The 11,305-nt window shown below is 69.5% G+C and carries 15 protein-coding genes and 1 pseudogene; 9 read left to right on the top strand and 7 right to left on the bottom strand.

Going from position 1 to position 11,305, the window contains the following annotated elements; genetic code table 11:
• Together ACFR9S_RS00915 and ACFR9S_RS00910 are read left to right on the top strand one after the other, a co-directional pair.
• The coding region (locus ACFR9S_RS00915) for a GNAT family N-acetyltransferase (protein ID WP_379817771.1) at positions 1-398 on the top strand (398 nt) is incomplete at its 5' end.
• A 48-nt stretch (positions 399-446) separates the two neighbouring features.
• Positions 447-632 carry an HEWD family protein gene (locus tag ACFR9S_RS00910; protein WP_379732790.1) on the top strand — a complete coding sequence of 62 codons (186 nt, stop codon included), beginning with the start codon at positions 447-449 and terminating at the stop codon, positions 630-632.
• Between the two features lie 9 nt (positions 633-641).
• Here ACFR9S_RS00910 and ACFR9S_RS00905 read toward each other — a convergent pair whose 3' ends face one another.
• Positions 642-1,328, bottom strand: a complete 687-nt coding sequence (locus ACFR9S_RS00905) for an HAD-IIB family hydrolase (protein ID WP_379732788.1) — start codon at positions 1,326-1,328, stop codon at positions 642-644.
• 98 nt (positions 1,329-1,426) lie between these two features.
• Here ACFR9S_RS00905 and ACFR9S_RS00900 point away from each other — a divergent pair, with 98 nt between their 5' ends.
• Positions 1,427-1,855 carry a hypothetical protein gene (locus tag ACFR9S_RS00900; protein ID WP_379817769.1) on the top strand — a complete coding sequence of 143 codons (429 nt, stop codon included), beginning with the start codon at positions 1,427-1,429 and terminating at the stop codon, positions 1,853-1,855.
• Between the two features lie 81 nt (positions 1,856-1,936).
• Here ACFR9S_RS00900 and ACFR9S_RS00895 read toward each other — a convergent pair whose 3' ends face one another.
• Entirely contained in the window at positions 1,937-3,010 is a 1,074-nt protein-coding gene (locus ACFR9S_RS00895; RefSeq protein WP_379731141.1) for a phytoene/squalene synthase family protein, read from the bottom strand.
• A 134-nt stretch (positions 3,011-3,144) separates the two neighbouring features.
• On the opposite strand from ACFR9S_RS00895, the gene ACFR9S_RS00890 reads away from it, so the two are divergent.
• Positions 3,145-4,284 carry an acyl-CoA dehydrogenase family protein gene (locus ACFR9S_RS00890; protein ID WP_379731143.1) on the top strand — a complete coding sequence of 380 codons (1,140 nt, stop codon included), beginning with the start codon at positions 3,145-3,147 and terminating at the stop codon, positions 4,282-4,284.
• Between the two features lie 15 nt (positions 4,285-4,299).
• On the opposite strand, the gene ACFR9S_RS00885 is transcribed toward ACFR9S_RS00890, so the two are convergent.
• The 3 genes from ACFR9S_RS00885 to ACFR9S_RS00875 are packed head-to-tail and all read right to left on the bottom strand — an operon-like array spanning position 4,300 to position 5,792.
• A complete protein-coding gene (locus tag ACFR9S_RS00885; RefSeq protein ID WP_379731144.1) occupies positions 4,300-5,214 on the bottom strand; it encodes a mechanosensitive ion channel family protein in 915 nt (304 codons plus the stop codon).
• Positions 5,214-5,456, bottom strand: coding sequence for a YhbY family RNA-binding protein (locus tag ACFR9S_RS00880; RefSeq protein ID WP_379731145.1), 243 nt, complete (start codon positions 5,454-5,456; stop codon positions 5,214-5,216). The genes ACFR9S_RS00885 and ACFR9S_RS00880 overlap by 1 nt, the downstream gene beginning before the upstream one ends.
• Before the next feature lie 51 nt (positions 5,457-5,507).
• Positions 5,508-5,792 carry a ribonuclease P protein component 4 gene (locus tag ACFR9S_RS00875; RefSeq protein ID WP_379731146.1) on the bottom strand — a complete coding sequence of 95 codons (285 nt, stop codon included), beginning with the start codon at positions 5,790-5,792 and terminating at the stop codon, positions 5,508-5,510.
• 114 nt (positions 5,793-5,906) lie between these two features.
• On the opposite strand from ACFR9S_RS00875, the gene ACFR9S_RS00870 reads away from it, so the two are divergent.
• From ACFR9S_RS00870 to ACFR9S_RS00855, 4 genes are all read left to right on the top strand, one after another.
• Positions 5,907-6,974, top strand: coding sequence for a glycosyltransferase family 4 protein (locus ACFR9S_RS00870; protein ID WP_379731147.1), 1,068 nt, complete (start codon positions 5,907-5,909; stop codon positions 6,972-6,974).
• 25 nt (positions 6,975-6,999) lie between these two features.
• Positions 7,000-8,109 carry a glycosyltransferase family 4 protein gene (locus ACFR9S_RS00865; RefSeq protein ID WP_379817767.1) on the top strand — a complete coding sequence of 370 codons (1,110 nt, stop codon included), beginning with the start codon at positions 7,000-7,002 and terminating at the stop codon, positions 8,107-8,109.
• Between the two features lie 51 nt (positions 8,110-8,160).
• Positions 8,161-8,367 carry a DUF1918 domain-containing protein gene (locus ACFR9S_RS00860; protein ID WP_379731149.1) on the top strand — a complete coding sequence of 69 codons (207 nt, stop codon included), beginning with the start codon at positions 8,161-8,163 and terminating at the stop codon, positions 8,365-8,367.
• Between the two features lie 72 nt (positions 8,368-8,439).
• Positions 8,440-8,883 carry an RNA-binding protein gene (locus ACFR9S_RS00855; RefSeq protein WP_379731150.1) on the top strand — a complete coding sequence of 148 codons (444 nt, stop codon included), beginning with the start codon at positions 8,440-8,442 and terminating at the stop codon, positions 8,881-8,883.
• Positions 8,884-8,895: 12 nt separating this feature from the next.
• On the opposite strand, the gene ACFR9S_RS00850 is transcribed toward ACFR9S_RS00855, so the two are convergent.
• The gene (locus ACFR9S_RS00850; RefSeq protein WP_379731151.1) at positions 8,896-9,459 is read right to left on the bottom strand and encodes a thioredoxin family protein; all 564 of its coding nucleotides are present in this window, start codon (positions 9,457-9,459) and stop codon (positions 8,896-8,898) included.
• 46 nt (positions 9,460-9,505) lie between these two features.
• Positions 9,506-10,672, bottom strand: a complete 1,167-nt coding sequence (locus ACFR9S_RS00845) for an NAD(P)/FAD-dependent oxidoreductase (RefSeq protein WP_379817765.1) — start codon at positions 10,670-10,672, stop codon at positions 9,506-9,508.
• Positions 10,673-10,898: 226 nt separating this feature from the next.
• Between ACFR9S_RS00845 and ACFR9S_RS00840 the strand changes: the two are divergent.
• Positions 10,899-11,305, top strand: a pseudogene (locus ACFR9S_RS00840) (ornithine cyclodeaminase family protein); the annotation flags it as partial.

Here is an 11,305-nt window from a genome sequence, read left to right as displayed (position 1 = left end):
TCCGGGAGGCGGACGCGGCCGACGGCGCCTGTTTCCTCGTCGCCGACGACGACGGCGTGGTCGGCTTCGCCAACGCCGGCCCGGCCCGGGACTGGGAGAGCGATCCCGACGACCCGGACGCCTTCTTCTCGCGGCTCTACGTCGCGCCCGATCGCTGGGGCGAGGGCGTCGGCAGCGAACTCGCCGCCCACGTCGCCCACCGGCTCCGCGGGGCGGGCCACGAACGCGTCTGGCTGGAGGTGTTCGACGGGAACGACCGAGCCCGTGGGTTCTACGAGTCCCTCGGCTTCGAGCGGATCGGGAGCGTCACCGAGACGTTCGGCGGCACCGAGGTGACGACGCTCCACCTCGCGGCGCCGGTGTCGGCGCTGGTCGCAGCGACGCCGTCGGTCGAATAGCGTGCCGACGACGGAAGCTTCATACCCGCACCCGTCCTCACGCCGGCAATGAGCGATCTCCTCCGTACGCCCGACCGGCGCGTCTGTGAGCGCTGCGGGCGGGTCGAACGGTACGACGGCGGCGTCTGGCGGGCCGACCGTCTCGGCGAGGTGTACTGCATCCACGAGTGGGACATCGACGGCACGTTCGTCCCGATCGAGAGCGAGTCCGCGGCCGCGGCCGAGAAGTGCTGAGCCGGCGAGCTACGCGTCGTCTACTGCTCGCTCCCTGACTGCACGGAGCGCGTCCAGCGTCCCGTCGACGTAGCCGCGGTCGAGGACGTGATCCGCGGCGGCGCTCGCGGTCTCGTCGGCGTTCGCGACCGCGTAGGACTCGCCGACGACCTCGAACGTCGAGGCGTCGTTCTCGCTGTCGCCGACGGCGACGAAATCGCTCGGCTCGTAGCCGAGCGTCTCGGCGACGCCGGTCAGCGCCGCGCCCTTGCTCGCGTCCGCGCTCTTGAGGTGGTAGGCGTACCCCGAATCGACGAACTGGAGGTCGAACTCCGCGGCGACCCCACGGAGCAGCGCCTCGTCGGCGGTCCGCCTGACGGCCACCTCCGTCTCGCGCCAGCGGTTGATCGTGTCGACGCCGTCCCAGCCGAGGTCGCCGCCGCGCTCCTCGAACGCCTCGATCGCGGCGTCGACGCGCTCGGGGTCGCCCGCGTACTCGAGTTGCCCGTCAGCGAGCGCGACGCCCCCGTTCTCCGCGATCACACGCTCGGGAATGCCGGCGAACTGACAGAGCGCCACGGGGTAGGGGAACGCCTTCCCGGTCGCCAGCACGACCGGCGCCTCCCACCCCGCGAGCAGCGAGAACGCCCGCGGCGCGATCGTGTGCTCGGGCGTGGTGAGCGTGCCGTCGATGTCCAGCGCCAGCGGCGGAACCATCGCTTCGACATCGGTCGCTGGCCCGGAAAACCGTCCCGGTCGGTTCTCGACTGCCCGGGAGAACAACCCTTTTCGCCGTGGCCCCGGAACCCGGAGGTATGGCAGACGAACCCGACGAGGCCGACGGCTCGGAGGAGAGTACCGAGGGCGAGGAGGAGAAGTCGTTCCGCGAGCGCGTCGAGGAGATCCGCGAGCGCCGCGAGGCCGAGCGCGAGGAGGGCGAGGCGCCCGGTCCGGAGGGGATGGGCGGCGGCCCGCCCGGCATGGGCGGCGAGGGTCCCGGCGGCAACCCCTTCGCACAGATGATGTCCGGCATGATGGGCGGCGGTGGCGGTCCCGGCGGCGCGCCCGGCATGGGCGGCGGTCCGGGCGGCATGGGCGCCGACGCCGGTAGCGAGGGCGGCGAGAGCAGCGAGCGACAGGCCCAGGCCACCGAGGACATGGTGCGTGAGGTCCGACAGCTCCGCGACGAGGTCCGCGACGCGACGCGAGAGCTGCGACGGATCGCCGACGCGCTCGAGGACTGAGGCGCCGACGTTCTGCGGTCTTCTCTCCACGCGAGAGCGACAGCTCCAGAGCGTCGTGACGGGTCGAAAAAGAGGGGCCGATCAGTCCGCGCTGGTCGGCTGCTGATGGAACGGCGCGCTGGCGATTCGCTCGCGGAACGAGGGGAGCGCGTCCCGGCCCTTCGAGCTCATCGCGCTCACGACCGCGAACACCTCCTTCCGGGACACCTTCACCCCCCGCTCGGTCAGCACGTCCTCCGGGTGCTCGCGGACCTCTCGGAGCGTCCCGACCGCGAGGAGGAACGGCACTGCCCACGCCTCGAGCGTGTTACCGTCCCGCAGCGGGACGTGCTGGAGGTACGTCCCGGCGTCGTCGAGGTAGGAGCGCGCGAGGTCGGTCGTGCGCCGGACGACCGAGGTCGCGCCCTCGCGCTTCGCGGGGTCGAGCACCTCGTCCTGCTCGACGCCCTCCTCGGCCAGCCACTCGGCGGGGAGGTAGACGTTGTTCTCCTCGTCGTAGTCGTCGTACACGTCCTTCGAGACGTTGACCAGCTGGAGCAGCAGGCCGAACTCCTCGGCGGTGTCGTACAGCGTCCGCTCGCGCTCGTCGTCGATCTCCCCTCGGGTCACGAGGTTCGTGATGAGGTTCCCGACGGTGCCGGCGGCGTAGTAGCAGTACTCCTCCAGCTCGCGCCGGTCGTCGATACGGAGGCCGCCCTCGTCGGCGTAGCGCTCGACGAACTCGGCCATTCCCTCGACCATCTCCCGGACCGGCGGCGTGATCGCCTCGCGCACGTCGGCGGGGAGTGCCTCGAACGTGGCGACGATCCGGGGCGCGCTCGCGACGACCGCCCAGTCGGCGTTGCGCTCGGCCTCGGCGGGAACCCACTGCTCGACCTCGGCCACGAACGTGTCGATCTCGGTGTCGTCGGCCGGATCGAGCACGGCGTCGTAGGTCCGGAGCAGCGCCGCCTGCTCGGCAGGAGGGATGTGGGAGGCGTCCTCGATCGTGTCCGCGACCCGACAGAGGAGGTAGCCCAGACAGATGTAGGAGTCCATGGGCTCCTCGAGCACGTCCACTGTCAGCGCGAACGTGCGGGAGACGTCTTGGACGGCCTCGTGACACCACGCGAGGTCATCGGACGGAACGTCGGCGAGGGGGTCGGGTCCGGGCATTCGGCTTGAGGGGTCTACGTACAGCGGCGTTAAAAGTCTCTCCCAAGCGGTTCGCGACCCGTCGTTTTCCGACCACGGAGCGGGGGGAGAACCGGGTAGAAAACCCTAAGCCCGGCCCGGAAGGAGACGAGGGTATGGACTTCAGTCTGGACGCGGAGCAGCGGCAGATCCGCGACACCGTCGCCGAGTTCGTCGACGAGGAGGTGGTCCCCCGGGCCGCCGAGATCGACGAGACCGACGAGTTCCCCGAGGACCTCGTCGACCAGATGGCCGAACTGGGGCTGATGGGGATGCCGTTCCCCACCGAGTACGGCGGCGCCGGCCTCGACTACCACTCCTACGCGATCGGCATCGAGGAGATTTCCCGAGGCTCCGGCGGGCTGGGGACGATCGTCGCCGCCCACACGTCGCTGGCGGGCAACATGCTGTACGAGTTCGGCGACGAAGCCCAGAAGGAGGAGTACCTCACGCCGCTGGCCGAAGGCTCAGACGTCGGCGCGTTCGCGCTCTCGGAGGCCGGCGCCGGCAGCGACGTGCCCGCGATGACCACGACCGCGGAACGGGAGGGCGACGAGTACGTCATCGACGGCGGGAAGCTCTGGACCTCCAACGGCTCGGTCGCGGACACGGTGATCGTCTTCGCGAAGACCGACCCCGACGCGGGCAACCGCGGGATCTCCTCGTTCGTCGTCCGGCCCGAGTCGGACGACGGCTTCATCGTCGAGAACACCGAGCACAAGCTCGGCGACAAGGGCTGTCCCACCGCAGAGCTTCGGTTCGACGAGCTTCGGGTGCCGGCTGACCGCCGACTCGGAGAGGAGGGCGAGGGGTTCGTCCAGTCGCTCAAGACGCTCAACGGCGGCCGCATCTCCATCGCCGCCCGCGGCGTCGGCATCGCCCGCGCGGCCAAGGAGGCCGCGACGGAGTACGCCACCGACCGCGAGCAGTTCGACCAGCCCATCTCGGAGTTTCAGGCGATCCAGCACAAGCTGGCGGACATGGACACGAAAGTCCAGAGCGCGAAGCTGCTGATGCACAAGGCAGCCGACCTGAAGATCCGCGACGAGGACTACATCAAGGCCGCCGCACAGGCCAAGCTCAAGGCCAGCGAAGTCAGCCGCGAGGTGGCCAACGAGGCGATCCAGGTCCACGGCGGCTACGGCTACACGAAGGATTTCCCGGTCGAGCGCTACTACCGCGACGCCAAGCTCAACGAGATCTACGAGGGGACCAGCGAAGTACTGCGGAACACGATCGCCGACCGGATGCTGTAGAGAGCGAACCGAACGCTACTCCCGCACGTGCTCGGGCGGCAGTTCGATCTCGCCCGAGAGGTCGCGCTGGGGGAACGGGATCTCGATCCCCGCCTCGTCGAAGCGCCGTTTCACGTTCTTGACGTACTCCGAGCGGATCTTCACGAAGTCCGCCCGCGAGGGGTTGTCGATCCAGATCCGCGAGCGAAGGCCGACGTAGGAGTCCGCGAGTTCGGTCAGCCGCACGCTCGGCGCCGGGTCGGTGAGGATGTCGGGGTGGCGCTCGGCCTCGTCGACGATGATGTCCGTGGCTTTCTCCACGTCGTCGTCGTAGCCGATGCCGAAGGTGAACTGTAGGCGGAGCGTGTCCTTCGCGACGGGGTTCTTGATCACGCCGTCGGTGAGCTGTGAGTTCGGCACAGTCAGTAGCTCGTTGTCGAACGTGCGCACGCGGGTGACCCGGAAGGAGATGTCCTCGACGATGCCGGAGTTGCCCTCCCACTCGATCCAGTCGCCGATACGGAACGGCCGGTCGGTGTAGATGAAGATGCCGGCGACGAAGTTCGCGATCACGTCCTGCATCGCGAAGCCGATCGCCAGCGTCGCAGCGGCGGCAATCGTCGCCAGCGACTGGAGGAAGTTCCCGAAGCCGGCGAAGCCGAAGGCGACGGTAACCGCCACGAACACGATCAGCACCGAGGTGATCTTGATCAGCGGCCGACGGGCGTGGGCCTCCAGCCCGCGGGCGTCGAGCACACGGTCGACCAGCGGGACGGCCGTCGCCTTGCCCGCGCCGTAGATGATCGCGAACACCGCGAGGAAGACGAGGAGGGCGCCGATGGCGTTCGCCAGCACCGTCGGGAGGAACTGTTCGAGGAAGGCGGCGACCACTTGGTTCGCCCGGGCGGCCGACTCGCCGCCGGGAGTCGCCGTCGTCTGCAGGCTCGCCATCAGTGGAACACCGCCGTGTGCCCGCGGGTGTCGATCACCTCCGCGTCGACGCGGTCGGCCAACTCCGTCGCGAGCGCCTCGGTGTCGTCGGTGCCCCGCGCCGATCGCAGGAACTTCGCCTTCACCAGCTCCTCGTTGTCCAACTGGTCGTCGAGCTCGTCGACGACGGCGTCAATCCCGTTTTTCCCCACCCAGACGGTCACGTCGAGCTCGTGTGCCTGCTTTCGTAGCTCGTCAGACATTCTTACCGGAACGATTCGCCGGGGAAGCTTTGAAGCTTCGGTCTGGCGGGCTCACTCCCGGTAGGGGTAGCGGGCGGTCGCGCCGCAGTCACAGCGCCGGATCACGCGCCCGCGCTGAACCCGAACTCGGACGTTGACGCCCGGGCGCTGGAACACGTCGCAGTCGTCGCAGGTCGAGCGTGCGAATCGCCGGGGGAGCGAGAGGCGGTTCCGTTCGGCGAGGCGCCGAGCCAGCCGCACGTACTCCCGCGAGCGGTCGAACTTCCCCGCGGCCGCGGCCTCCTCCGCTAGCGCGGCGAGGCGTTCGATCCGCTCCTCGGCGATCTCGGCGCTCATCTCTCGTCAGTACCGAGAGGGCTGCCGGGGTTATCGTTTTCGGGGACGGTCCGGACGTCGACGCCCGCAGGCCGGAACGTTGATCAATCCGACCTCCGAAGAACGACGAAAGCCGTGCGCGTGCTCGACTACCTCGAACTGGAAGACCGCATCCGCGGCGGGATCGTCACCGCCACCCGCCAGCAACGCAAGGCGCTCGAACGGGCGGACGTCGACGTGATCGAGTCGCCGTGGGTCGGCGACGGTCCCGTCGACGCCGCGAAGTCCCGGCTGACCGGCGGCCGCGCGTTCCGGGAGTACGACGTCGCCCACTGCAACGTCGTCGGCCCGGGGAGCGTCGCCGTCGCCCGACACGCCAAGCGCAACGATATCCCGCTCGTACTGCACGCCCACGTCACCGCGGAGGACTTCGGCGAGTCGTTCCGGTTCACCGACCGGCTCGCGCCCGCGCTGCGGCCGTACCTGCGGTGGTTCTACTCGCAGGCGGATCTGGTGCTCTGTCCCAGCGAGTACACGAAGGGGGTGCTCCGGGAGTACCCCGTGACGACGCCGATCGAACCGGTGACCAACGGCGTCGACGTGGACTCGCTCGAAGGGTTCGAAGACCTTCGCGAGGAGACGCGCGAGCGCTTCGATCTGGAGGGGATGGTGGTGTTCTGCGTCGGCGAGGTGTTCGAGCGCAAGGGGCTGACGACGTTCTGCGAGGTCGCAAAGGAGACGGAGTACGACTTCGCGTGGTTCGGCCACTACGAGGAGGGCGCCGCCGCCGGCGAGGCGACCCGCTACTGGACGAACAACCCCCCCGAGAACGTCACGTTCACGGGGTGGATGGACGACAAGCGCGCCGCGTTCGGTGCCGGCGACGTGTACCTGTTCCCGACCAAAGACGAGAACCAGGGGATCGCCGCGCTGGAGGCCATGGCCTGCGGAAAGGCGGTCGTGCTCCGGGACATCCCGGTGTTCGAGGAGTTCTTCACCGACGGCGAGGACTGCCTGAAGTGCGAGACGCGCGAGGAGTTCGTCGACGCGCTCCGCCGACTGGAGGAGAACCCCGACCTTCGGGAGCGACTGGGCGAGAACGCCCAAGAGACCGCCGCAGAGCACTCGCTCGACCGCGTGGGCGAGCGGCTGATCGAGCAGTACGAGCGCCTGCTGGAGGAGAGCCATTCCGGAACCCCTTAACCGCGCCTCGGACAACCGCTCGCGCATGGAGTCGGTCGCGGCGTTCACGGACACCTACCTGCCGACGGTCAACGGCGTCACCTACACCGTCCAGAGCTGGCGGGACCGCTGGCGGGAGCGCGGCGGCCGGATGGAGGTGGTCTACCCCGGCGCGCCCGACCGGGAGCCTGAGGCGGACGAACACCCGGTCCGGTCGCTGCCGCTGCCGATCTACGCGGGCTACCGGCTCGGGCTGCCTCGCGTTCCCGACGCCGTCACGGACGTCGACGTCGTCCACGCGCACACGCCGTTCTCGCTGGGACTCGCCGGGATGCGCCTCGCCCGGAGCCGCGACCTCCCGCTGGTCGCGACGTACCACACGCCGACCTCGGAGTACGCCAGCTACCTCACCTCGTGGGCGCCGGTGCGGAAGCGGACCGCGGCGCTGAGCCGGCGCTACGAGTCGTGGTTCCTGAACCGGGCCGACGCGGTGATCGTCCCGTCGGCGGCGACCGGCGAGTACGTCGCCACCGAACTCGGCGTCGACGACCCGCAGGTCGTCCCCAACGGCGTCGACACCGAGCGCTTCCGTCCCGTCGATTCGGCCGCGTTCCGCGAGCGCCACGGACTCCCCGACGATCGGACGCTCGTCGGCTACACGGGCCGACACGGCCACGAGAAGTCGCTCCCGTCGATCCTCGCTGCCTGCGACCGCCTCGATCGGGACGTGACGGTGGTGTTCGGCGGCGACGGGCCGGCGCGGGCAGAACTGGAAGAGGCTGCTCGAAAGCGGAACGTCGACGCGCGCTTCCTCGGCTTCCTCGACCGGGAGGAGCTTCCGGCGTTCTACGCTGGCCTCGACGCGTTTCTGTTCCCCAGCCCGGTCGAGACGCAGGGGCTGGTCGCGCTGGAGGCGTTTGCCTGCGGGACGCCCGTGGTCGGCGTCGACAGCGGCGCCCTCTCGGACACCGTCGACGACGGGGAAACGGGCTACCACTTCCAGCCGGGCGACATCGACGGCTTCGCCGACGCGATCGAGCGCACGCTCGACGAGCGCGAGCGCCTGCGGGAGAACTGTCTGGACCGTCGGGCGGCGATCAGCGTCGAGCACGCGGTGGACCGGCTCGAGGAGATCTACGCCGCGGTCCGGGAGTGAGCGGTTCGCCGAATCACGGCGCTTAAATCCGCGCCGGCGGAACGAGCCACCATGAGCTTCGAGAAAGGCGACACGGTCGTTCTTCACGACGAACACAGCGAGTTCGACGGCGAGGAAGGGGAGATCACGCAGGTGATGGAGACGATGTTCGGCGACCCCAACTACACGATCGTCTTCGAGGACGGACAGGAGGCCGGCATCCCGGAGGACCAGCTGGAGCTGGTCTCGGAAGGCGGCGACGAAGAGCCCGAGGAGTAGAGTCGATCGCACCCACACGGGAGCTTTCTCCGTCGAGGAAGCCTTTTGCGCGCTGCACCCCTACCGACGGGTATGCCCAGCGTCCCGTTTCACTACGTCGACCTGCGGACCTTCTGCTACGCGACGGAGGACGAGAAGCGCGTCGAGCAGGCGCTCCGACAGTTCCTCCCCGAGGAGTACGAGATCGAGCGCGCGGTCAACCGCGGCCACCACGGCGACCGGATCGTGGTGTTCTCCGCCCGCGTCGACAACGCTGACGACGTGCGCTACGTGCTCCGGCAGCTGAGCGAGCTGTCGGACATCGAGGACGTGATCGGCGAGCTCGACGAGCGCGTCGACGAGAACTGCGCGTTCTTCCTCCGGCTGGACAAGCAGGACGCGTTCAAGGGTGAGGTCGAACGCGGCCCGGGGATCACCCTCCGTGCGAAGGTCGAAGCCTACCCCGCGAAACAGCCCGCGGCCGTCGAGAACGCCCGCGAGGCGCTGGAGAGTGCCCGGGAACACACCGAAGCCTGAGTTCCGGCCCGCTCAGTCGTTCTTCCACTTGATGCTGCAGCCACGCGAGGGGCGGTCCTCGATATCTACTTCCTCCCCGGCGAGCACCGCGTCGATCGCGTCCCGGATGTAGAACTCCGAGGGCTCCTCGTCGGGGTTGAGCGCGTCGTCGAGGCGACCGTGGTACGCGAGGCTCCACGAGTCACCATCGTTGCGGAACAGGAACGGGTCGGGCGTACAGACCGCGCCGTAGGCGTCGGCGACTGCCTGACTCTCGTCGCGGAGGTAGGCGTCGTAGTCGATCTTCCCGGACTCGACGTACTCCCGCATCGTCTCGAAGCTGTCCTCGGGGTACTCCTCGGCGTCGTTGGGGTTGATACCGACGACCGCAGCGTCGTCGTACTCGTCGGCGAGTTCGTTCAGTAGGCCGAACTTCGCCTGCGCGTACGGGCAGTGGTTGCAGGTGAACACGAGCAGCAGCGCGTCGCTGTCGGCGAACGTCTCCAGCGTGTACGTCTCGCCGTCGACGCCTTCCAGCGAGAACTCGGGTGCCTCGTCGCCGCGGTCCAGTTCGGACTCGGACTCTTTCGCGACCATGGATCGCGGTTCGGACGCCGACCGGAAGCCGGTTTCGCCCGTGGCGTCAGGCCACGTTCCGCTCGTGGAGCAGTTCGCCCGTCTCGAAGCGGTCGCTGCCGAGATCCGAGACATCGACCGTCGACGCCTCGCCGTCGAGGAGTATCTCCGCGACGACCTGTCCGGTCGCGGGCGCGTGCTGGAACCCGTGGCCGGAGAAGCCGACCGCTTGCACGAACCCCGGGACCGACTCCTCGACGATCGGGTGGTGGTCGGGCGTGACCGCGTACAGTCCGGCCCAGCCCCGCTTCAGCCGGGTGCTCTCGCCGAAGTAGTCGCAGTAGGCCGCGGCACGCTCGACTGTCTCGGCGGCCCACGCCACGTCGTAGGACTCCGAGAACGAGTCCGGGTCGGGCGTCTCCGGCTCGTCGTCGAAGTAGCCGCCGACGATCGCCGCGCCGTCGCGCTCCGGCCGGAAGTGCGAACTCGTCTCCAAGTCGATCGTGAGCGGATCGTCCTCCGGTACCGGCCGCTCGGGGTCGGCGACGAGTGCCTGCCGGCGCTGTGGTTCGACGGGAATCTCGACGCCGGCCATCGCCGCGAGTTCAGCGGCCCATGGCCCCGTCGCGTTCACCACGGCGTCGGCGTCGATGGCGCCGCCGCTCGGCGCGCCGTCGCCCGCAACGTCGACGCCGACGACACGCCCGTTCGAGAGTCGCACGTCGGTGACGGCAGTCCCGGTCCGAACCTCGACCCCGCGCTCGTGGGCGGCGTCGGCGAACCCCTGCAGTGCGAGGTAGGGATCCGCGAAGCCGTCGCGGGGGTTGTACGTCGCGGCGGTGACAGCGTCGGGATCGACGCCCGCACAGTAGTCGGTGACCTCGTCGGGAGTCAGGAACTGCGTCTCGGCGCCGCGGTCACGCTGGAGCGCGGCCTGCTGCTCCAGCCCCCGCGCGGTCTCCTCGGTCCGCGCGAGCAGCAGGTAGCCCGCCTGTCGGAACTCGATGTCGACGCCGAAGCGATCCTCGAACGTCTCCCACACCGGCCGGCTGGCCAGCGAGAGGTCGACGTTGACCGCCGTCGAGAACTGACACCGAACCCCGCCGAGCGCGCGCGAGGTGCTCCCGTCCCCGAGGCTGCCGCGCTCACAGAGCACCACCGTCGCGCCGCGGTCGGCCAGCGCGACCGCGGCGGTCAGGCCGGCGATCCCGCCGCCGACGACAACGACTCGCATACGCTCTCTCAGCGTGGTGTCGGCAAAACCGTTGTGCCGACCCCGCGTGCCCGTCACGAGGTCGGCACGAGTGGCGAACAGACGACGCGTGGCTGCCTCACGGGGGGCGCGTCGTGCTCCCGCCTCGACTCCCCCGTGGTTTCCGTACTGGGTCGGTGGGCCTGGTCGCGCCATCACCCTTCAACCCTCGGCCAAGAGCTATCTTCGCGGGGGTGGACGTGGCCGTATGCGCGTACTCTCCGACGACGAGGTCGCGGGACTGCTCGACCTCGGCGACCTGCTACCGGAGATAGAACGGGCGTTCCGGAAACAGGGCCGCGGCGAGGTCGAGCGGCCCGAGCGACCGCACTTCCCGGTCGGCACGGGGATCGAGGGGGACGAACCGCTGGGAACTGGGTTGACGATGCCGGCGTACATCCACGGCGACGACCACTACGCCACGAAGCTCGCGAGCGTCCACGAGGGGAACGCCGAGCGTGGGCGCCCGACCGTGCAGGCACAGATCGCCGTTACCGACGCCCGAACGGGCGAGCCGACCGCGCTGCTCGCGGGGACGCGGATCACGAACGCCCGGACGGGCTGTATCGGCGGGCTGGCGGCCGACCGGCTCGCAGTCGGCGACGGGCCGGTGAC

Source organism: Halolamina salina (genome assembly GCF_042678005.1).
GTDB classification, from domain to species: Archaea; Halobacteriota; Halobacteria; order Halobacteriales; family Haloferacaceae; genus Halolamina; species Halolamina salina.
This window is presented reverse-complemented; position numbering and strand designations above follow the sequence as displayed.